The sequence below is a fragment of the Lentzea aerocolonigenes genome (assembly GCF_000955955.1).
GTDB classification, from domain to species: Bacteria; Actinomycetota; Actinomycetes; order Mycobacteriales; family Pseudonocardiaceae; genus Lentzea; species Lentzea aerocolonigenes_A.
On the sequence record NZ_JYJG01000121.1, the window covers coordinates 17,586 to 39,318 of the forward strand.

General features: G+C 66.8%; 18 protein-coding genes. 12 read left to right on the forward strand and 6 right to left on the reverse strand.

Annotated elements, in window-relative coordinates:
* Positions 1 to 17: 17 nt before the first annotated feature.
* The gene (locus UK23_RS18610) at positions 18 to 647 is read left to right on the forward strand and encodes an HAD family hydrolase (RefSeq protein ID WP_045312828.1); all 630 of its coding nucleotides are present in this window, start codon (positions 18 to 20) and stop codon (positions 645 to 647) included.
* Here the strand turns inward: UK23_RS18610 and UK23_RS18615 are convergent.
* Positions 596 to 1,171: a hypothetical protein gene (locus tag UK23_RS18615; protein WP_045312829.1), complete on the reverse strand. Its 576-nt coding sequence runs from the start codon at positions 1,169 to 1,171 to the stop codon at positions 596 to 598. The genes UK23_RS18610 and UK23_RS18615 overlap by 52 nt on opposite strands.
* A 9-nt stretch (positions 1,172 to 1,180) precedes the next feature.
* Positions 1,181 to 1,312, reverse strand: coding sequence for a hypothetical protein (locus UK23_RS54615; protein WP_269112290.1), 132 nt, complete (start codon positions 1,310 to 1,312; stop codon positions 1,181 to 1,183).
* 146 nt (positions 1,313 to 1,458) lie between these two features.
* Between UK23_RS54615 and UK23_RS18620 the strand changes: the two genes are divergently transcribed.
* Entirely contained in the window at positions 1,459 to 2,193 is a 735-nt protein-coding gene (locus UK23_RS18620) for an SDR family NAD(P)-dependent oxidoreductase (RefSeq protein WP_045312830.1), read from the forward strand.
* Between the two features lie 54 nt (positions 2,194 to 2,247).
* Here the strand turns inward: UK23_RS18620 and UK23_RS18625 are convergent, their stop codons facing one another.
* Both UK23_RS18625 and UK23_RS18630 read right to left on the reverse strand, forming a co-directional pair.
* Positions 2,248 to 3,330, reverse strand: coding sequence for an inositol-3-phosphate synthase (locus UK23_RS18625; RefSeq protein ID WP_045312831.1), 1,083 nt, complete (start codon positions 3,328 to 3,330; stop codon positions 2,248 to 2,250).
* A gap of 30 nt (positions 3,331 to 3,360) precedes the next feature.
* The gene (locus UK23_RS18630; RefSeq protein ID WP_045312832.1) at positions 3,361 to 3,897 is read right to left on the reverse strand and encodes a PadR family transcriptional regulator; all 537 of its coding nucleotides are present in this window, start codon (positions 3,895 to 3,897) and stop codon (positions 3,361 to 3,363) included.
* 165 nt (positions 3,898 to 4,062) lie between these two features.
* On the opposite strand from UK23_RS18630, the gene UK23_RS18635 reads away from it, so the two are divergent.
* From UK23_RS18635 to UK23_RS18680, 10 genes are all read left to right on the forward strand, one after another.
* Positions 4,063 to 4,461 (forward strand): DUF5318 domain-containing protein, encoded by a 399-nt coding sequence (locus UK23_RS18635; RefSeq protein WP_196777787.1) that lies wholly within the window; start codon positions 4,063 to 4,065, stop codon positions 4,459 to 4,461.
* A gap of 353 nt (positions 4,462 to 4,814) precedes the next feature.
* On the forward strand, positions 4,815 to 7,322 hold the full coding sequence (locus UK23_RS18640; protein WP_156213214.1) for a transglycosylase domain-containing protein: 2,508 nt from the start codon (positions 4,815 to 4,817) through the stop codon (positions 7,320 to 7,322).
* Between the two features lie 554 nt (positions 7,323 to 7,876).
* The gene (locus UK23_RS18645) at positions 7,877 to 11,113 is read left to right on the forward strand and encodes a hypothetical protein (RefSeq protein WP_156213215.1); all 3,237 of its coding nucleotides are present in this window, start codon (positions 7,877 to 7,879) and stop codon (positions 11,111 to 11,113) included.
* Between the two features lie 7 nt (positions 11,114 to 11,120).
* Positions 11,121 to 12,017 (forward strand): S8 family serine peptidase, encoded by an 897-nt coding sequence (locus UK23_RS18650; RefSeq protein ID WP_052684796.1) that lies wholly within the window; start codon positions 11,121 to 11,123, stop codon positions 12,015 to 12,017.
* A 28-nt stretch (positions 12,018 to 12,045) separates the two neighbouring features.
* Positions 12,046 to 12,552: a hypothetical protein gene (locus tag UK23_RS18655; RefSeq protein ID WP_045312834.1), complete on the forward strand. Its 507-nt coding sequence runs from the start codon at positions 12,046 to 12,048 to the stop codon at positions 12,550 to 12,552.
* A 32-nt stretch (positions 12,553 to 12,584) separates the two neighbouring features.
* Positions 12,585 to 12,902: a hypothetical protein gene (locus tag UK23_RS18660; RefSeq protein ID WP_156213216.1), complete on the forward strand. Its 318-nt coding sequence runs from the start codon at positions 12,585 to 12,587 to the stop codon at positions 12,900 to 12,902.
* 34 nt (positions 12,903 to 12,936) lie between these two features.
* Positions 12,937 to 13,437, forward strand: a complete 501-nt coding sequence (locus tag UK23_RS18665; RefSeq protein ID WP_045312836.1) for a hypothetical protein — start codon at positions 12,937 to 12,939, stop codon at positions 13,435 to 13,437.
* Between the two features lie 52 nt (positions 13,438 to 13,489).
* The gene (locus UK23_RS18670; RefSeq protein ID WP_045312837.1) at positions 13,490 to 17,326 is read left to right on the forward strand and encodes a GDSL-type esterase/lipase family protein; all 3,837 of its coding nucleotides are present in this window, start codon (positions 13,490 to 13,492) and stop codon (positions 17,324 to 17,326) included.
* Positions 17,323 to 17,769, forward strand: coding sequence for a hypothetical protein (locus tag UK23_RS18675; RefSeq protein ID WP_045312838.1), 447 nt, complete (start codon positions 17,323 to 17,325; stop codon positions 17,767 to 17,769). Before UK23_RS18670 ends, UK23_RS18675 begins: the two co-directional genes overlap by 4 nt.
* 106 nt (positions 17,770 to 17,875) lie before the next feature.
* On the forward strand, positions 17,876 to 19,468 hold the full coding sequence (locus tag UK23_RS18680) for a glycosyltransferase family 87 protein (RefSeq protein ID WP_045312839.1): 1,593 nt from the start codon (positions 17,876 to 17,878) through the stop codon (positions 19,466 to 19,468).
* Here UK23_RS18680 and UK23_RS18685 read toward each other — a convergent pair.
* Together UK23_RS18685 and UK23_RS18690 are read right to left on the reverse strand one after the other, a co-directional pair.
* A complete protein-coding gene (locus tag UK23_RS18685) occupies positions 19,380 to 20,387 on the reverse strand; it encodes a GDSL-type esterase/lipase family protein (protein ID WP_156213217.1) in 1,008 nt (335 codons plus the stop codon). The genes UK23_RS18680 and UK23_RS18685 overlap by 89 nt on opposite strands.
* Positions 20,323 to 21,732 carry a glycosyltransferase family 87 protein gene (locus UK23_RS18690; RefSeq protein WP_082114765.1) on the reverse strand — a complete coding sequence of 470 codons (1,410 nt, stop codon included), beginning with the start codon at positions 21,730 to 21,732 and terminating at the stop codon, positions 20,323 to 20,325. Before UK23_RS18690 ends, UK23_RS18685 begins: the two co-directional genes overlap by 65 nt.
* Position 21,733 lies beyond the last annotated feature (1 nt).

Consider the following 21,733-nt stretch of genomic DNA (forward strand, 5'->3'; position numbering starts at 1 on the left):
AGGGTACGGTTCGTGGTGTGGAAGCGGTGATCTTCGACCTCGATGGCGTGCTGATCGACTCCGAGCAGGTGTGGGACGAGGTGCGGCAGTCGTTCGCCGCTGCTCACGGAGGTGTCTGGACTGCTACCGCCACCCGTGACATGCAGGGGATGTCGACGCCCGAGTGGGGCGCGTACCTGGTGTCGGCCGTGGGCGTTCAGCTGTCCGCATCCGAGGCGTCCGCCGGTGTGATCGCCGAGATGGAGAAGGCGTACGCAGCACACCTTCCGGTGATTCCCGGTGCGGTGGACGCGGTTCGTGAGGTGGCTTCCCGGTTCCCCGTGGCGATCGCTTCCTCGGCGCCGGCGGTGCTGATCAAGGTGTTCCTGGACGTGACCGGGCTGCCGGTGCCCGTCGCGGTGTCGTCGGAGGAGTGCGCTTCGGGCAAGCCTTCGCCGGACGTGTATTTGCTGGCGGCGTCCCGGCTCGGCGTTTCGGCTTCTTCTTGTTACGCCGTCGAGGATTCGACGAACGGGCTGCGCGCCGCACTGGCCGCGGGGATGACCGTGCTCGCGGTGCCGAACCCGCATTTCCCGCCTGCTCCGGAAGTGCTGGATCAGGTGCGGGTGCTGTCCTCGATCGCCGAGCTGCCGGCCGCGCTGACGTAGCTCGTCGCTGCCATGCCGATCGCGATGCAGGTGCACGCGATGACGCCCTTCGGCCAGTAGATGTGGCTGTCGAGGAACAGGAAGCTGCCGGTGAGGAGGAAGGCTGCTCCTGGGATCGCCTTGAGCTTGTGCTTGAGCAGCGCGCAGACGGCTATGGCGATGCTGGCCGCGAAGAACGACCACGCACCAATGGTTCCGAGCTCGTTGCCGATCCTGAAGATCGGCGCGGCGGCGTCACGTCCACCGTTCAACGTCATCGCCCCGCCGCCGATGCCAGCCAACGCGTCCAGCGCGCCGTAGAAGACGGCGTAGCCGAACGCGGCGAGCCGGGCGGGGTAGCGCACGAGCTTCGGGCTGTCTTCGAGCAGAACCCATTGCGCGGCACCGAGAAGCGGGAAGATCACCGCCAGGATGATGTGCATGTTCTGCCACCACTGCGCGGTCGACGCGTCGAGGTGATGCGGGTGGGTCAGGCCGATGCCGGCGAGGATCAGGCCGGGAACAGCCAGGAGCAGCGTGCGCACCCGCGGACGCTAGCGCTGGTCGTTGACGCTGGTCCACTCGAAGCCCGCGACGCTCCAGCCGCGGTTGATGTCGGGGACGCTGTAGGCCCCCGCGACGATCAAGGCGATTCCGGCCAACGCGAACAGTGCTCTGCGAACCATCGATCCGCTCCTTTCCGTTGGGAGACCTCATCGTGCGGGGCGGCTGCGGGGACCGGTCCCGCCAGCGACAGCAGGAGTTGGGCTCAGACGTTCAGGCAGCTACGGGTGCTATCGCTCGTGGCTGACGCGGTCCTAGCGTGGCGCCCATGACGCATCGAGTTGCTGTGGTCACGGGCACGGCGCAGGGCATGGGGCTGCGGATCGCGGACGTGCTGCGCGCGGACGGGTTCGCCGTCGTCGGCTTCGACCTGCAGGAGAGCAAGGACGGGATCGTCGGCAACGTCGCCAGCGCCGAGGACGTCCAGCGGCTGACCGATCACGTGACCAACACCCACGGACGGGTGGACGTGCTGGTCAACAACGCCGGGATCGCGGGCATCGTGCCGTTCGAGGACACCAGCCTCGAGCAGTGGGAGCGGATCATGGCGGTCAACCTGACCGGGCCGTTCCTGCTCACCAAGGCGCTGGGCAGGATCATGCTGCAGCAGGGTTCTGGCAGCGTCGTCAACATCGCGTCGGTCGCAGGGCTGCAGGGTGTGGCGGACCGAGCCGCGTACAACACGACCAAGCACGGGTTGATCGGGCTGACGCGCACGCTCGCCGTCGAGTGGGGCGGGCGGGGGATCCGGGTCAACGCCGTGTGTCCCGGCTGGGTCAAGACCGAGATGGACGTCGAGTCGCAGGCCGGCGGTTACTACGTCGACGAGGACATCACGAACCACGTGCCGATGAACAGGTTCGCGGCGCCGGACGACATCGCGCAGGCCGTCAGGTTCCTGGCGAGCGACAACGCGCGGTACGTCAACGGCGTCGCGCTGCCCGTGGACGGCGGGTGGACCGCGGACGGCAGCTGGCAGAAGCTGCGGCTCTCGAAGCGCTGAACGGCGTCTGCAAGTACCGCCAACTCGGAGTTGGCGGTACTTGCAGACGACAGATCACTCGCCGCGGATGAAGGCCTCGACGGCCGCGTGGGCCTCGGGGTCCGAGTACTGCACGGGCGGGGACTTCATGAAGTACGACGACGCCGAGAGGATCGGGCCGCCGATGCCCCGGTCCAGGGCGATCTTCGCCGCGCGGACCGCGTCGATGATGATGCCCGCGGAGTTCGGGGAGTCCCAGACCTCGAGCTTGTACTCGAGGTTCAGCGGCACGTCACCGAACGCGCGGCCTTCCAGCCGCACGTACGCCCACTTGCGGTCGTCGAGCCACGCCACGTAGTCCGACGGGCCGATGTGGACGTTGTCCTTGCCGATGTCGCGGGACAGCTGCGAGGTCACGGACTGCGTCTTGGAGACCTTCTTGGACTCCAGGCGCTCCAGTTCCTTCATGTTCAGGAAGTCCATGTTGCCGCCCACGTTCAGCTGCATGGTGCGGTCGAGCTGGACCCCGCGGTCCTCGAACAACTTGGCCAGCACGCGGTGCGTGATGGTGGCGCCGACCTGGGACTTGATGTCGTCACCCACGATCGGCACGCCGGCCGCGCGGAACTTCTCCGCCCACTCCGGGTCCGACGCGATGAAGACCGGCAGCGCGTTGACGAACGCCACACCGGCGTCGATGGCGCACTGGGCGTAGAAGCGGTCAGCCTCTTCCGAACCCACCGGCAGGTACGAGACGAGCACGTCGACCTCGGCGTCGCGAAGAGCCGCGACGACGTCGACCGGCTCGAAGTCGGACTCCTCGATCGTCTCCCGGTAGAACCGGCCGAGCCCGTCGAAGGTGTGCCCGCGCTGCACGACGACGCCCAACGGTGGCACGTCCGCGATCTTGATCGTGTTGTTCTCGCTGGCCACGATCGCCTCGGCCAGGTCGACACCGACCTTCTTCGCGTCCACGTCGAACGCGGCCACGAACTCGACATCGCGCACGTGGTAGTCGCCGAACTGCACGTGCATCAGGCCGGGCACGCGGGTGTTCGGGTCGGCGTCCGCGTAGTAGTGGACGCCCTGCACCAGCGACGCCGCGCAGTTGCCAACCCCGACGATGGCCACTCGAACGGTGCGGCGATTTCCGCCCATTGCCGAGTCCTCCTTGATCAACGGTGAGTACTACTCGTCCTGCTCGGACTGTTCGTGCGCGATGAGCTCGTTGAGCCACCGCACCTCGCGCTCCGTGCTTTCCAGGCCCTGTCTGTGCAGCTCACGGGTGTAGCGGTCGATCTGCTCACTCGTGCGCGTGAGCCGCTCACGCAGCCCCTCCCTGCGTTCTTCGACACACCGCCGCCTGCCTTCCAGGATGCGCATCCTGACGTCGGCGGGCGTGCGTGAGAAGAACGCCAGGTGGACTCCGAACGAGTCGTCGTCCCAGGTCTGCGGACCCGCGTTGGCGAGGAGGTCGGCGAACCGCTCCTTACCCTCCGGTGTCAGCTTGTAGACCTTGCGAGCCCGACGTCCCCAAGAAAGAGCCGACTCCTCCGGCCCTTCCTCCACGATCAGGCCCGCCCGTTGGAGTCGCCGCAGTGTTGGGTACAGCGATCCGTAGGAGAACGCGCGAAACGCTCCGAGCAGGTCGTGCAAGCGCTTGCGCAGCTCGTAGCCGTGCATGGGCGCCTCGTGCAGCAGGCCGAGCAGCGCGAACTCGAACACGAGTCACCTCCTCGCGCCTGCACCGATAGGTGAGGCGATTATATCGCCGCGATACATCGATGGCCCCTCTCAACTGTGGGATGTGGCACACCGTCATATCGCGCCGGACCGCGCTGCCCTGAACGGCCCATCATCGCCAAAGCGGTCGGCACGTACTCTGGTCACGTGTTGACCCAACGGCAGGTGGTGGACTACTCGCTGCAGCGGCGTGCGCTGCTGGCGGAGGTCTACTCCGGCCGCACGGGCACCATGGAGGTCTGCGACGCGTCCCCGTACCTGCTGCGAGCTGCGAAGTTCCACGGTACGCAGACGGAAGTGCCTTGCCCTGTGTGTCGCAAGGAACCCCTCACCAACGTGTCTTGGGTCTACGGTGACGAGCTCAAGCACGCGACAGGCTCGGCGCGTACAGCCGAGGAACTGGCGAAGATGGCAACCCTCTTCGACGAGTTCACCGTGTACGTCGTCGAAGTTTGCCGCACATGCAGTTGGAACCACCTGGTGCAGTCATACGTCCTGGGGAAGCGTGGGCTGGAAAAGCCACGCAGGAGGACTGCGGCGGAATGACGCTCAGGTGACACTGCTCCGAACGAAGTACGACCACCGAACCGCGTGCTGATGCACGCCGGTCTGGGAGGCCTTTTCACGTGAACGACCAGCATGATGACCGGCAGCGTGGTGGCGAGCCGCAGTGGCCGACCGGGGACGACCCGGACGGCGGCGGCACGAGACGCGATGTCCCGAATCAGCCACGACCGGGCACTCCACCCGGCGGTTTCGCGCGCCCTCCTCAGGGTGGCACGCCACCCGGTGGTTTCCCACAGCAGCAGCCACCACGCCGCCCGAACGGACCAGGCGGTCCGCAGGGTGGCCCTGGCGGCCCCGGCAGCCGTCCTCCGACGCCTCCCGGTGGCATGCCGATGGCACCGCCTCCCGGCGGCCCGCAGGGTGGCCCTGGCAGCCGTCCTCCGACGCCTCCTGGCGGCATGCCGATGGCACCGCCGCCTCCCGGTGGCAGGCGTCCCGGCGGTCCTGGTGGCCCCGGCGGTCCCCAGGGCGGTCCCGGCCGTCCTGGCGTGCCACCGCGCAACCCCGGTGAGGAGCGGACCACGCAGCTGCCGCCGGTCAACCGGCCGACGCAGCGCGAACCCGATCTGCTGACCCACCGCGAGCCCGAGGACGAGTTCCTGCTGGCCGGCGGCGTCGACGACGAGGACGAGTACTACGACGACGACGAGCCGGAGCTCACCGAAGAGGAGGAGCGTCGTCTGCGCAAGAAGAAGATCTGGAAGCGCGTCCGGATCGGCGCGTTCATCTTCATCGGCCTGATGATCCTGGGCCCGGTGATCGCGATCGCGGTCGCGTACCCGCTGGTCGAGTGGCCGCGGCCAGATGAGGTCGCAGCGAACCAGGACAAGACGGTCACGCTGCTCTACTCGGACGGCTCCGAGATGGGCAAGATCTCCTCACCCGGTCAGAACCGCACGATGCTGACGTACGAGGAGATCCCCGAGAACGTCAAGCACGCGGTGCTGGCGGCGGAGGACGCGAACTTCTACGACAACCCCGGCTTCGACGCCAAGGCCATCCTGCGCGCGGCCTGGTTCCAGGTGACCAGCGGCTCCGGTGGTGGCTCCGGCCTGACGCAGCAGTACATCAAGAAGGCCAGCGGCAACGAGGACCCGACGCTGACCCGAAAGTTCACCGAGCTCGTCAAGGCCTACAAGATGAGCAACGAGTCGGACCACAACACGATCCTCACCGCGTACCTCAACACGGTGTACTTCGGTCGTGGCGCGAACGGCTTCAAGGCCGCGTCGCAGGTGTACTACAAGAAGGACATGAAGGACCTCACTCCTTCCGAGGCGGCGCTGATCGCGGCGATGATCCAGACGCCTTCCTGGTCGGAGGACAAGGAGTACTCCCAGAAGCAGTGGAAGTACGTCCTCGGCCAGATGCGCGACAAGGGCTGGATCGACCAGGCCTACTACGACGCGCAGCAGTGGCCGACGCCGGTGGCGTTCGGCGACTCCCAGCCTGGTGGGCTCGAGGGCCCGCTCGCACGGGTGAGCCAGCAGGTCCAGAACGAGATGGACGCCGAGATGGTCGGCATCACGATGGAGAAGGCGCAGAAGGTCGGCGTCACCATCCAGACGACCATCGACCCGAAGATGCAGCAGGCGGCGACCGACGCGGTGAACGCCGTGATGGAGGGCCAGGACCCGGAGCTGCGCACGTCGCTCAGCGCGATCGATCCCCAGTCCGGTGCGGTCAAGGCCTACTACCCGGGCAAGGACGGCCTGCAGGGCATCGACTACGCCAAGGGCACGATCCAGGAGGCCGGCTCGTCGTTCAAGCCGTTCGACCTGGTCGCCGCGCTGAAGATGGGCAAGGGCATCGGTGACACCTACGACGCGACACCGCGCAAGATCGCGGGTGTGCAGATCCGCAACGCGGGTGGCACCACCTGCGGCAAGGAGTGCCCGATCAAGCAGGCGATGAAGGAATCGCTGAACACCGTCTTCTACGAGATGGTGGCGGGCAACGAGGGCACCGGGACCAAGGCCGTCGCGGACGCCGCGCACGCGGCCGGCATCCCGAAGACCGTCATGGTCAACGGCAAGTCCCAGGAGACGCTGGTCGGTGAGGGCGGCGGCCGTCCCAACGCCGGTATCGCCATCGGTGCGGACAACGCCCAGGTGCGCCCGTTCGACATGGCCTCGGCGTTCGCGACGTTCGCCGCGCGTGGCATCTACCGCGAGCCGTTCTTCATCACCAAGGTCACCGGTCCGACAGGCGACATCCTCTACCAGCACGCGGACAAGCCGGTGCCGGCGTTCGACCCGGTGGAGGAGAAGAGCCGGGACATCGCCGACAACGTCACCGAGACGCTGAAGGACATCCCGGGCTACTCGCGGATTCCGTGCGCGGGCAACCGCGAGTGTGCCGGCAAGACCGGTACGCACGAGCTCCCCGGCAGTGCCGACCAGAACTCGAAGGCGTGGATGGTCGGCTACACGCCGCAACTCTCCGCCTCGGTGTGGATGGGCAAGGACCAGGGCAACGTGGCGATCAAGAACAAGGAGAACAAGGCGATCTTCGGTTCGGGCCTCCCGGGCCAGATCTGGAAGAAGTTCATGGACGCGGCGCTCTCGGGCACCCCGGTGGAGAAGTTCCCGAAGCCGAGGCCGCTCGGCAACTTCAACCCGCCGAAGCCGTCGAACACTCCCTCGAACACCCCGTCCAACACTCCGTCGAACACCCCGTCCAACACTCCGTCGAACACGCCGTCGAGGGACCCGGAGGAGCCCTGTGAGGGCTTCCTGTGCCCGAAGCCGCCGACGACGGGCAAGCCGACGACAACGACGACGACGCCGAAGCCCGGCATCCCGGGTCCAGGAGACGGGCGAAACCCCGGCGGCGGGTGACACCCGTCGTCAGCTGAGGGCCTGGTGCGTTTCGCGCACCAGGCCCTTTCGCATTTCTAGATCATCATCTTTGCTACGAACGGTGGCCTTGACGTCGCGTCGGGTGACCGGTTAACTCTTTTCCAGCGAGGGCCAGGGGAGGCCACTCGCAAACGGGCCTCAGGCCCACTGGGGGCGTCTCGGAGAGCACCACGCCGAGTTTCTTTTGTCGTTGCTGGGGGGTTTCGACGTTTTTCTTCGCTCGGTTGTTCCGCGCTGCCCAAAAGCGGTAGGGGAGCAGACTCGAGCCGCGATCCACGGTTGACCACTTCACTTGAACCCACCGATCTGTTCGAGCACGCGCATGCGCGCCCGCAGGTCTGATTGGCATGCACAAAACAATTGGGGGCTGTGCGTTGTCGAAAATTCGAAGACGAGCTCTGGTCGCGGCAGGCGCTGCCGCACTGATGCTCGCATCCGTTGTTCAGGCCGAAGCGAAACCCGCTCCGGTCGTCCCGTCCACGAGTCCCGACGCGCCAGGCCCGCTGAGACCGAAACCGCCGGTCGAGCCACCGGTGGTGCCTGCGGAGAAGCGGCAGGAACTGCTCGGGCAGGGCTGGCAGCAGTCCGGTGACCGGCTCTGGACCACCCAGGGCGACGCCACCGGGTTCCACGTGCTGGTGGCGGAGGCCAAGACCGGCTACTCGTGGCGCACGGTCGCCACGCTCGGCACCAATTCCCTCGAGACCGACAAGTGGATCGGCAACGCCTGCGTCACCGGCGATGGCAGCAAGGCCGTGGTCGTGTACGCCCCGCGCACGTTCACGAACAAGGACCAGCTGTTCGCGCGCGGCGGCCTCACCGCCGTCGTCGACCTCGTTTCCGGCGAGGTGAAGCGGTTGCCGGTGAGGACCACGCTCGCGTACTTCAACCCGGGCTGCGGGGCGGGTGACACGGTCGCGCTCACCCAGGCCGGTGAGGAGGACCGCGGCAAGACCCGGCTGCTCACCGTCGACTCCAAGTCGGCGAAGCTCAGCCAGCCGACCGACCTCGACGGCCAGCTGACCTCCGCCGTTCCGTTCCAGGAGGGGTTCGCGGTCGCGAGCAGCGGCGGAGTGCTCAAGGTCGGCAGGGACGGCCAGAAGAAGAGGCTCTCCACGACCAAGGGCACGCCGTCGTACCTGCGCCCCGACGCCGAGGGCGGCGTGGTCTACCTGGCGCCGGAGGACACCGCGAAGGTCCACGTCCAGCGCGCGACTTCCGGAGTCGGCGCGAAGGTCACCACTCTGGCCAGCGGCAAGGCGGGTGAGCTCGGCGTCGCGCAGGGCGCGGCGGGCAAGGTGTTCATCACCGGCAAGGCGGCCGAGGTCAAGGCGCTGCCCCAGTTCGTCCGCAAGCTCGACATCGGAGCGACCGCCGAGGTGTCGACCAACGGCGAGGCGGCGATCACCGAGCAGCTTCCGACAGGTTCCGCGATGCAGGCCGATCCCCAGGCGTGGCACCTGAAGACGAAGAGCCTCCGCACGGGCAAGGAGGTCGGCTTCACCGTCAACGCCACCGCGGCGCTCAAGCCACGTGAGGTCGAGCCCGGCTACACCTGTGCGATCCCGCGCAACGACACGAACATCCAGGTGTACCAACCGAAGCCCAAGCAGGTCGAGTGGGCGGCGGACATGGCCGTCAAGAACCACCTGGACATGACTCGCCCGCCGGGCTGGCGCAACCTGAACACCCCGGGCAACTACACCCCGCAGGGGCTGTTCCCGCAGCTCCCGATGGTCAACACAGGGGGCAACGGCAAGGTGCCCGCGCAGATCCTGCTCGGCATCATGGGCCAGGAGTCGAACCTGTGGCAGGCCGCACGCCACGCGCTGCCGGGCGAGCTGGGCAACCCGCTGATCGGCAACTACTACGGCCTGCCGATCTACGACGACGTCGGTTACAACGACTGGGACGTCAACTTCGCCGACGCCGACTGCGGTTACGGCGTCACGCAGATGACCGACGGCATGCGCAAGTCGGACACGAGCCTCACGTACCAGAAGAAGTTCGCGATCGCCACGGACTACGCGGCCAACGTCGCGGCTGGTCTGCAGAAGATCCAGGAGAAGTGGAACCAGGTCCAGAACGCCGGGATGAAGGTCCACGACAACGACTACTCGAACATCGAGAACTGGTTCCTGGCCGTCTGGGCCTACAACTCCGGCTTCAACGCCCAGGGCCAGAAGGACCCGACGGCGTGGGGCGTCGGCTGGAGCAACAACCCGGCCAACCCGAAGTACGACAGGGGCCGCGGCTCGTTCGGCGAGAACCCGAGGGACTTCGCCACCCCGCAGAAGTGGCCCTACCCGGAGAAGGTCATGGGCTTCGCGGCCAACCCGCCGTCCGGCTTCGAGGACGAGAACACCGAGGTGCCGTTCTTCCGCGCCGCGTCCTGGAACGGTGTTTCCGGAGATGCCGACACCCCGGGAACGGACAAATACAACCGCCGGCACGTCAAGCCGGAGTGGTGGACGTTCTGCAATGCGAGCAACAACTGCGTCAAGGACGGTCAGTACACGCCGAACAAGCCGGACAACCCCAACACCCCCGAGGACGAAAGCACGATCGGTGAGCCCACGGGGCCGTGTGCGCACCAGGACAGCGCCGGCTACTACGACCTGCGGTGCTGGTGGCACAGCTCGGTCTCGTGGAAGTCGGACAACTGCTCGTCCACCTGCGGCTTCGAGTTCGTCCGCTACGACTACCCCGAGTACGCGAGCGAGTCGTCCGTGCCGGACGGCACCAGCTACCCGCCCACGTGTGACCTCGGGGACCTGGCGATCCAGGGCAGCAGCCTCATCGTCGACCACAACGCGCCGGGCCTGCGGAACAAGTTCTGCCCGCAGCCGACGTCGTCCGGGAGCATGACGTTCCGGACCGACGACCGACCGGCCGCGATGGCGGATCTCCACCAGATCGGCAGCGGCATGGGCGCGCACATGTGGCAGACCACGGTGAAGGGCGACAACGTCACCGACCGGAAGGCCGAGATCACGGCCCAGTGGACGCTCAACCGGCCGCTGAACGGAAAAGCGGACGTGTGGGCGTTCATTCCGGCCCACGGCAAGAACAAAGCCACTCAGGCGCAGTACCAGGTGTTCACCAAGGACGGCGTCGTGAAGACCGGCGTGGTCGACCAGTCCAGGTACTCGAACCAGTGGGCGTTGGTCGGGTCGTACGTGTTCGACCAGAGCCCGATCGTGCGCCTGAGCTCGGTCACTCCCAACGGCGGGGTGTTCAACAACGAGGTCATGGTCTTCGACGCGATCGCGTTCACCTCACCGAAACCCAAGGGTGCCAACGAAAAGGCCACGCCGATCATCAACAACGCGACCGGCAAGTGCCTGGTGCCCGAGGATGCCGGCGGCGCTTCTTCCGTCCACCAAAGGGACTGCACCGGAACGTTCACCGATCACTGGCTGATCAGCATCGTGCCGAACGGCAGCGTGCAAAGGCCCGATCTCGATCCGATCGACTGGTGGACCTACCGGTTCGTCCACCGCGGGACTGGTCTGTGCCTGGCGAGTCACACCGGAATCGAGCAGAACAACGATTTCCTCGAAACCAAACCGTGCAGCGAACTCGCCACGGTCATGTACGGCGCCACCGACCACTTGGCCTCACGGCCTGTGGACAACGGTTTCCTGTTGAGTGCTCCCAGCTGGGGTGTCCGCCCCGCAGGTAACAGCCATGACGACCACGCCTTCATCCAGCAGCAGAAGGTGAACATCAACGACACGTCCAACGGCTACCTGCTGTGGGACTACTGATCCCGCGATGAAGATCCTGCTGGCACTGGTGATGCTCGCGGACCTCTCCGGGCAGCTCGGCCTCGAGCACGCCTGGCAGTTGTCCAAGGGCAACGGGGTGGTCGTCGGAGTCGTCGACACCGGCGTCGACGACGGCCGTCCCGCACTGGCCGGCGCCGTGCTGCCCGGTGCCGAGTTCCCGGAACTCGGCACCGGCACGCACGACCAGCTCGGACACGGCACCGACGTGGCCGAGCTGGTCGTGGGCGTCGCTCCCGAGGCGAAGATCCTGCCGGTCAAGCTCAGCGGCAACAGCGTCGAGGCGAACGCGGCGATCAGGTGGGCGGTCGACCACGGCGCACGGGTGCTGAACCTGTCCCTCGGCAGCTCCGCGACCGGCACGTTCGACGACGGGCTGCGGTATGCCGCCGATCACGATGTCGTGGTCGTGGCCGCCGCGGGCAACGCCGACCGCGACAGGGGTGTGACCGCACCCGCGAACGGTCCCGGGGTGCTCGCGGTGTCCGCTGTCGGCCATGACGGGGTGTTCCGGCCGGACGTGAGCGTGGCGGGTGCGGAGGTCGCGCTCGCCGCACCTGGCGTCCAGGTCACGGGCACGGGGAAGTCCGGCACCAGCTTCTCTGCGGCGATCGTCTCGGGCGTGGCGGCGCTGGTGCGGGCCGAGCACCCGGACCTGACCGCACAGGAGGTCGTCGGGCTGCTCACCTCGACGGCTGAGGACCGCGGTGCTCCAGGCAGGGACCCCGAGTACGGGTTCGGGGTGGTCGACCCGGTGAAGGCGTTGAACAGTCCCGTTGCCCACAAGAGCGAGGGGTTCATCTGGTGGACGAGCGCGGCAGTCGCGCTGACAGCGGCCGCCGGAGCGTTCCTCGCATTCAGACGACGCCGCTCCAGGCGTTGTTGAAGGAATTCCACGGTAATGGGGGGGAATCATGCACATCAAACGCAAGATCACGGTGTTGTTGTCCACCGTGCTGGCGCTGCCGCTGCTGATGTCCGCGGGCATCGCCGAGGCTGCACCGGCGAAGAACCACTGCATCGCGGTGCTGAAGAGCAAGAACGCGCCGCCCGTCATGACGTGTGCGGCCAAGGCTGACGCGCCGGAGCTGAAGGCCGCTTCTGCGGCCCTGACCCCGCTCATGACCTGGTACGACAACTGGCACTACGACGGCAGTGCCGGGCAGATCGACTGGATGGGCGCTTTCGGCACCTGCGACCACGACGGCTACAGCGTCGAACTCGAACAGGTCTACCGGGAGTGGAACCGGCGGATTTCCTCGTTCCGGCTGCACGGCAACTGCCACGCGGGCTCGGTCTTCCACTACGCCAACGCCGACATCCAGTGGATCGACGGCGACGTCTACTCGGTGCCCGACTACTACGGCCCGCAGTTCAACGACAAGATCCACGGCTTCTTCCTGAACGACTGCTGGTGCTGAGGAAAGGCGAAATGATGAACACTCTGCGCAAAATGGCCAACTTCGCCGTGGTCACCGCGATCAGCGCCACCGCCGTGGTCGCGAGTGGCGGCACAGCCAATGCCTCCGTGTGGCAGTGCGACGGCGGCTGGTGCACGACGGTGCTCAACCGAACTCCCGTTCACCAATATGCCGACGGCGACGGCGGGGCCATCTACTACTACCTCGACGCGGGTTCCGTCGCGGAGCTGACGTGCCACGGAATCACCGTTTACCTGGGCAGGGCGTCGGGCAATGCGCACGGCTGGATCTCCGGCAGGGACCTCGCGACCGGCCACGACCCGAACCCGAACATCCCGCCCTGCACCTGACCACGAAATCAACACGAAAGTCCTGGGGGACAAGATGAAGAAGACCGTTCCATTCGGCGTGCTCGTCGGAGCTCTGCTGTGCTCCACAGCCACTCCGGCAGACGCCGCGGCAGCACAGAAGTACTGCGTCGCGGTGACGAGCGCGGACAAGCAGAGCACCACGATGACGTGCGACACGCGCGAAAATTCAGCGAAGCTGCACAACGCCTCGGTCGCGGCCGCTGACGCCACGTTGCTGATGACTTGGTACGACAACTGGCACTACAACACGGACAACGGCTGGATCCAGTGGTTCGGATACGCCGGCACCTGCGATTCGAGTGGCTACGTCGTCGATCTCGACGCATCCAACTTCACGGCCTGGCGGAACCGGATCTCGTCGTTCACGATCCACGGAGCCTGCGGCTACACCGTCGCGTACAAGCAGGACCACAACCCCAACTCGCCGAGCAACGGGTACACGGGCAACGCCTACTACGTTGACGACGAGTTCAACGACCACATCAACCGGTTCAGGATTCGGACGTTCAACTGACCCTTTTCCGAGCTGGAAATCCGATCGACAACAAATCCCTGGGGGGATCCGCATGCGCAAAAGGCGCATCAGGTCGAGCGCGCTTCTGATAGTGGCGACAGCCCTTTTGGCGAGCCAGTCACAAGCCATCGCGGCACCTGAACCACCGAAACCGCCGGCGGCACCGGCCGACAAGGCCCAGCCGAACTCCACCGACCCGGCCAAGCGGGACGAGCTGCTCGGCAAGGACTGGCAGAAGTCCACCGACATCGCGTGGACCACCACCGGTGACGCCACCGGCTTCCACGTGCTCGCGGCACGCGCGAGTGACGGCTACGCCTGGCGCACCATCACATCGCTGGCAGAGCCCGGGTTCGAGGCGGACCAGTGGATCGGCAACGCGTGTGCAACGGCTTCAGGCAAGAAGCTCGTGGTCACCTACGCTCCGCGGACGTTCACCAACAAGGTGGAGCTGTTCGAGCGCGGCGGCTTCACCGCGACCGTCGACCTGGAGACCGGCGCCGTCAAGAAGCTCCCCGTGCACAGCACCCTCGCCTACTACAGCCCCGGCTGTGGCAACGGCGAAAGCGCGGTGATCACCCAGCTCGCGACGGAGTCGAAGGGCAAGACCCGGCTGTTCCAGGTCGACGCGGCGGCAGCGACCTCGGCCAAGCCGATCGAGGTTTCCGGCCAGGTGACGTCGGCGATTCCGACGAAGAACGGCATCGTCGCCGCCGACAACGGCAGGCTGATCACCGTGGACGCGAAGGGGGCGGCCCGTCATCTCGCCAAGACGTCCTCGCTGCCGTTCTACCTGCGGACGGACTCCGACGGCGGTGTCGTGTTCCTGGACTCCGAAGGTGAGAAGTCGCTCGTGCGGCGGATCGACCAGGTCGCCAAGAACGCTCCGGTCAGCACCCTCGCCACAGGACCGCTGACCGAGCTCGGCCTGACCGCGAGCGCCAACGGCAAGGTGTTCATCACCGGCAAGACCGACAAGATCGAGAAGCTGCCGGCCGTCGTGGCCCGTGCCGACGTGCCCAAGTCGAGCACGATGTCGGTGCAGGGGCAGCTCGCGGTGACCAAGGTGCAGCGCGCCAAGACGCAGGAGCAGAGCACCCCGGAGGCCGCGCAACCGGTGCGCGTCGAGGCGAAGGTCGCGACGACCGGCAAGGACGCGGCGTTCACCGTGCTGCCCGAAGCCGAGTCGGAAGGCGGCTTGGCGCCCAGTCCTCAGCTCTCCACCGCGAGCGGTGAGATGACGGCCGCCGGATCGCCGAACACCCCGCTCGACGCCGAGGCGAAGTGTGCGATTCCACGCAACGACGCGAACCTCCAGGTCTACCAACCGACTCCTCGGCAGGTCGAGTGGGCGGTGGACTACGCCGTCACGGGCGGACTGAACATCCAGCGCGAGGCGAACTGGAAGAACTCCGGGATGCAGACCGCGTGGACGCCTCAGGGACTGTTCCCGTCGATCCCCCTCGACGGCGGCGGCAGCGTTCCCCCTCAGGTGATGCTGGGCATCCTCGCGCAGGAGTCCAACCTGTGGCAGGCCTCGCGGTTCACGTTGCCCGGCGTGTCCGGCAACCCGTTGATCGGCAACTTCTACGGCGTGAACATCTACGACGCCAACGCCGACAACGACTGGGACGTCGACTGGCGCAAGGCCGACTGCGGCTACGGGATCACGCAGATCACCGACGGCATGCGCAAGGCGGGCCAGGAGAAGCCCGGTGAAACCGCACTGCCTGCCCACATGCAGCGCGCGGCCGCCGTCGACTTCGCCACCAACATCGCGGCGGGCCTGCGCATCCTGCAGGACAAGTGGAACCAGACCCGCCGGGCCGGGATGAAGGTCAACGACGGTGACGCGCAGTGGCCGGAGAACTGGTACTACGCGGTGTGGGCCTACAACTCCGGGTTCTACGAGCAGAACGGCAGCAACCCGTGGGGGCTCGGCTGGGCGAACAACCTCGCCAACCCGAACTACCCGCGCAACCGGACGCCGTTCCTCTCAGCCGGGTACCACGATGCGGCACATCCGCAGGACTGGTCCTACCCCGAAAAGATCATGGGGTGGGCGGCGTACCCGATCGAGGCCGTGGTCTCCCCTGGTGTTGTCCAGTCGGGCTACAGCTACCTGTCCTGGACCAACAACGACCAACGTCTCCTGGTCAAGCCGGGCAACTTCCTCTTCTGCGTGAAGACCCAGAACGACTGCGACGGGGACTCGTCCTTCACGCCCGACAAGCCGGACGACCCCAACACACCGGAGGACGAAGGCACGATCGGTGAGAAGGTCGGTCCGTGCGGCCACCGCGACGCACAGGGTTACTACGACCTGAGGTGCTGGTGGCACAGTTCCGCCACCTGGAAGGCGGACTGCTCGACGCAGTGCGGTGTCTCGCTGAACAAGTTCCGCGATCCGGACGTGGGATACCAGCCGGATGGGACCAGCTACCCGCCGAACTGCTTCCCGATCGGCCTGACCGGGGCACTGATCGTCGACGACACGGACGCGCCGGCGACGAGATCCTGCACCAGGCAACCGAACTCGGGCTCGTTCAACCTGCAGTTCGGCAGCGACGCGCAGGGCAGGTACGCATCGAAGATCGACTTCCACCAGATCGGCGCCGGCTTCAACGGGCACTTCTGGTTCGCCCACGCCTGGCGGGACAACCCGGACACCCAGAAGCTGAAGGTCACCGGAACCTGGACGCTGAACCGGCCGATCAGCGGCTGGTGGCGCGTGATGGTCCACGTGCCGGATCACGGCGCGCACACGCAGCGCGCCAAGTACGAGATCAACACCGGCCCGAGCACCCAGCGCAAGGAACGGGTGATCCTGCAACGGGTCCAGTCGAACAAGTGGGTGTCGCTGGGCGCCATGCAGTTCTCCGGAACACCCTCGGTGTCGTTGTCGAACTTCGGGACCAACCACAGTGGCGGGTTCGAGGACGTGGCATGGGACGCGATCGCGTTCCAGCCGCTCAGCCAGAAGCCGCAGATGATCGTCGCGATGGGCGACTCGTACTCGTCGGGTGAGGGCAGCGGCGGCAACGACGCCTACTACCGCGAGACGAACATCGACGGCGCCGAACCCGAATGGCGAAACGCCTGCCACCGCTCGCAGCACGCGTGGTCGCGGCAGGGCAAGCCGGCCGCGTTCAACGGCAGGACGATCGGCGAGATCGCGGACAACTACAACGATTCCAGGCTGGACTACCAGTTCATCGCCTGTTCCGGCGCGAGATCCGAACAGCTGAAACCGGGAGGGCTCGGGCAGTACGGGGAAGTCACTCAGCTGGACCGCGGGTTCGTCAACGAGGACACCGACCTGGTGACGCTCTCCATCGGCGGCAACGACGCCCAGTTCACACCGGTGCTCAGCAAATGCGTGCTGATGCGCAACTGCAGGGATCTCGAGGTGAGCCAGGTCGGCCCAGGTCCGCTGAGGGAGTCCCTGCCAAAGTTGATCAAGGAGAAGGTGATCGCGAACGTACGGGACACCATCAAGGCCATCAACGCCAAGGCACCCAGGGCGAAGATCGTCCTCATGGGATATCCGAAGCTGGTGGAGCCGGCCCTCGTCTGCGCGGTCACCTTCGACGATGCGGTGTGGCTGTCAGAGATCGCCAACCTGCTGAGGGATCAGTACAAGCTCCTCGAGCTGCGAATGAACAGCGAGGACAACATCCCGGTGACCTTCGCCGACCCGATCGCCAAGTTCAACGGCATGGGCGCGTGCGGAGACCCCCAGCGGATCAACCAGCTCAAGGGCAAGGACACCGACGGCGACGACGGCAACTGGCTCCCAGTCGGGATGGAGAGCTTCCACCCGACCAAGGAAGGACACGCGTTGTACGGCGAGGTGTTCACCGACGCATTGAGGAAAATCGGTCTGTGACCAACTGGACAGTTCTCACCGTCGTGCTGGCCGCGCTCGCGGCCGGCACGACGGCGTGCGGCCCCTCGCCCACGGACATCTCCTTCGAACGGGCCACCGACCAAGTTCGCGAGCAGGCCGCGAAACTACGTGACTCCATCAACCACGCGGTCGCCGACGGCCAGGACGAAACGCAGATCGTCCTTCCACTCACTGCGGACCAGGAGCTCGGCAGAAGGCGCACCGGGGACGGCTTCGAGATCGACGCGGTGCTCTACGACCACGCCGAGGCCGGGGGAGGCGGGACCTACCAACAGGCGAAAGTGCGCCTGTGCGTGCGGTACACGACGCACCAACGCCCCAGCCCGAAGGTGGACCTGTCGGATCTCGACTGCCCGTCGACGCTGCCGGACACGGTCGACGGTTATGGACGGATCGACCGGACCGTGCGACTGCAGGACTGAACTGCAGATGAAGGCGCGCGAGGCCCGGTCTGACGCCGGGCCTCCTCCGTGTCCAGTCCAGGGATGTTGACCACGGCGAAACGGTCTTGGCCGTAACATCCGCGACGTGCCCAGCAGCCCTGCCGAGCTTCCCGCCGAGGACACCGACTCGCTCACGCACGAGGAGCGGGTGGCGCCCACCTGGACCGAGTCGATCGCCCGCACCCTGAGCAGACCGTTCGGCGGTCCGCTCGGTGAGCACGCGCAGATCGGCAGGCACTGGTTCTGGACGGCGCTGCGGGTGGTGCTGCTGCTCGCCGTGCTGACGTTGCTGGCCGGGTGGGTGCAGAAGTCGCCGTGCATCCAGCAGTACGTCGACGAGAAGGGCCAGGTCCAGCTGGACTGGCGGGGCAGCAGGCAGTTCACCGCGCTCTGCTACTCCGACACCGTGCCGCTCTACACCGCGGAACGGCTCGACCAGCGCGGTTCCTTCCCGTACATCACGTCGTGGAAGGACGACGAGGGCAAGCCGACCGAGCACATCAGGTACATGGAGTACCCGGTGATCACCGGGGTGTTCATGTGGCTGAACGCGCGGGTGGCGCAGGGGCTGGTGGCGCTCGTTCCCGGCCTGCCGATGACGGTGATCGTGTTCTTCAACGTCACGGCGTTCTGGCTGGCGGTGGCGTGGCTGGTGACCGTGTTCTCGGTTGCGCGAATAGCACGGAGACGAATGTGGGACGCCGCGCTCGTCGCAGTGTCACCGCTGGTCATCGTCCACGCGTTCACGAACTTCGACACGATCGCGACGGCGTTCGCCACGGCCGGTCTGCTGGCGTGGGCGCGGAAGAAACCCGCGCTCGCCGGTGTCCTGATAGGCCTGGGCGGCGCGGCGAAGCTCTATCCGTTGTTCCTGCTCGGGCCGTTGTTGTTGCTGTGCTGGCGTTCTGACCGGCTGAAGGCGGGCCTCACCACCGCCGCGTCGGCCGTCGGGGCGTGGGCGCTCGTCAACGCCCCGCTCGCGCTGAACCCGACCGCGGCCACGGGGTGGAAGGAGTTCTTCCGCCTCAACACCGAACGCAACGCCGACCCGGACACGATCTACAACGTGCTGGCGCAGTGGACCGGGTGGCAGGGTTTCGACCCTGGGCTGACGCAGGGGCAGGCGCCGACCGTCCTCAACACGGTCAGCTCGGTGCTGTTCATAGCGTGTTGTGCCGGCATCGCCTACGTGGCGCTGTCCGCGCCGACCCGGCCGCGGCTCGCGCAGCTCGGGTTCCTGGTCGTGGCGGCGTTCCTGCTGACGAACAAGGTGTGGAGCCCGCAGTACTCGCTGTGGCTGGTGCCGCTGGCGGTGCTCGCGTTGCCGCGCTGGAAGCTGCTGCTGGCGTGGATGACGGTCGACGCGCTGGTGTGGGTGCCGCGGATGTACTTCTACCTCGGCACGGACAACAAGGGCCTGCCGATCGACTGGTTCCTCGGCGCCGTGCTGCTGCGGGACGCGGCGGTCGTCGCGCTGTGCGTGATCATCGTGAAGGAGATCTACCACCCGGAACGCGACATCGTGCGTCTCTCTGGCGACCACGACCCGTTGGCCGGTGTCATGGAGGACGCTCCGGACCGGCGGATCGTCACACCCGCACGAGGCGAGCCATCGCACCGAATGCGGCCGCGTTCGGATGCAGGTGATCACCGGAGTCGAACTCCGGACGCAGTCTGAGCGGGTCGGCCGGGTCGCGCACGGCGGCGTCGAAGTCGATCGCGTCGGGGAACTCGGCGCGGATCTGCTCGTTCAGCCGCTGACGCTGCTGTTCGCGCGCCTCCGTCCAGTTCGTCCAGCCGCGCCACGGGGTCAGCGTGCCCACGATCAGCTGCACGCCCCGGCCCTGGCAGTGCATCCGAATCGCGCGAACACCTTTGATGAGGTCGTCCGCGCTGATGTCGTCGTGCTGGATGTCGTTGATGCCACCGAGCAGCACGACCTTGCGCACCTCGCCGCTGTGCAGGGCGTCCCGGATCACCCTGGTCGTCATCGGGTCGTTGCCGCTGACCAGGCCGTTGCCGATGATGCCGGCGTTGAGGACCGCGAGGTCGGTCTGGACCAGGGACGGCCAGTTCGCCTCCCGGTCGCCCTCGGTGATCGAGTCGCCGAGCATCACCACCGCGCCCGGTGCCGTGAAGCCCGCGACCTCGACCCTGGACACGAGACAGAGGTACGAGCCCGTCGACGTGAGATTGCGGTTCGCGCGCGCCTGACACTGAGTGCCGGCCGGCGCATACGTGTTGATCTCCAGGGTTTTCGTCACCGTCAGCCGCACGGTGTCGCTGTAGACCTCTTCGCGTGGCGGGACGGTGATGACACGGGAGTCGCCGAACGTCAGCTGCCGCGTCTCGCCGTTCGCGCTGACGGAGGCCTGTTCGACGCGCACCGGCTGGTCGCTCATCAGGTTCGACAGCCGGACGCGGACCGACGTGCCGGCCGCACCGAGGTGCACGGTCGTCCGCACGTGCTGGTCCGGCACCGCGGCGGAGATGGACGGCACCGCCTGCCACACCGGCAGCCAGCGGCTCGGCTCAGACCGCTCCGGTGCTCCGCAGGCGCAGACCAGGAACAGCGCCAGGACGATGATCACCCTCACGAGTGAAGTCTGCGCGATCGTCGTCCGTAACGTCACGCGACTTGAGGAACACGACGAACAACGCCACCAGCAACGCCGCCCGGCCCCACACGCCGACCATGACGGCCTGGGCGGAGAGGCTGTCGTAGATCCCGGCCGGCTGCCCGAACTCGATCGCCCAGAACCAGCGGAAGATCCCGATCCCCATCGCCAGGTCGGCCACGAAGTACGCGAACACCCACATCAACCGCACCCGGATCAGCACGAAGAACGGCACCAGCCACAGCGTGTACTGCGGTGAGTGGACCTTGTGCAGCAGCATGAAGCCGCACAGCATCGCGCCGGAGACCGGAATCCACGGGTAGGTGCCCTCGCGCCGGAACCGCAGCCAGCCGTAGCCGGCGGCGATCGCGAACGAGACCAGGATCGCGATCGGCGAGACGACGCCGACCAGGTCCTGCATCGGGTCGTCGCCCAGGAACGGCCGCAGGCCCCAGTACCAGATCGAGTTGGTCGTGATGTCGACCCGGCGCAACTGCTGGAACTCGAACGACGCCATCCAGCCGTCGTAGCCCGCGACCGCGAAGGGCAGGTTGACCAGCACGACCGTGACGACGGACGCGAGCGCGACCTTCACCGCGCCCGCGATGTCGACCTTCTTGCCCGCCGGCATCTCCTGGCCGCGCCAGCCGCCCGTGGCGACGAAGAGCATCAGCGGCAGCACGAACGCCGCCGGGTAGACCTTGAACGCGAACCCCAGACCGAGCAGCACCGACGCGACCGTCGCCCGTTCGACCAACGGCCGGTTCCAGCGGTGCACCACGTAGACCGCGGCCACCGAGCACAGCGCGACCGGCAGGTCCCAGTTGTGGAACGCGTAGAGGATCAACGGCGGCCCTATCGCCCACAGCAGGGCGCGCCAGCGGGCGAGCTTGCCCAGCAACCAGCCCGTGAGCAGGCCGAACGGCGCCAGCAGCAGCGAGGAGAAGAGCAGGTACTCGGCGTCGTTGTGGGCGAAGATCGCTCCCGCCCAGATCAGCAGGCCGCTGAGCACCGGGTACTCGACGGAACCCCCGACCAGGATGCCCTTGTCGTTGATGCCGCCCTCGACGTACGGGAAGACGTGCCGGTCGATGTCGCGCCCGATCCACAGGTGCTGGATGTCGGAGTAGCAGACCTCTTCCTTGTTGCGCTCGTCGTAGTCGGGCTGCGAGCGGCCCCACTGGTCGAACGCCGGACCGGTGCAGCGGTCCTTGTTGATGAAGCCGAGCAGCAGCGTCAACCCGCACAGCAGTACGAGGACGACGGCGGCGGGTCTGCCGAAGCGGCTCGCGGAACGCCCCGTGTCATCGTGCTCGGGCGTCACG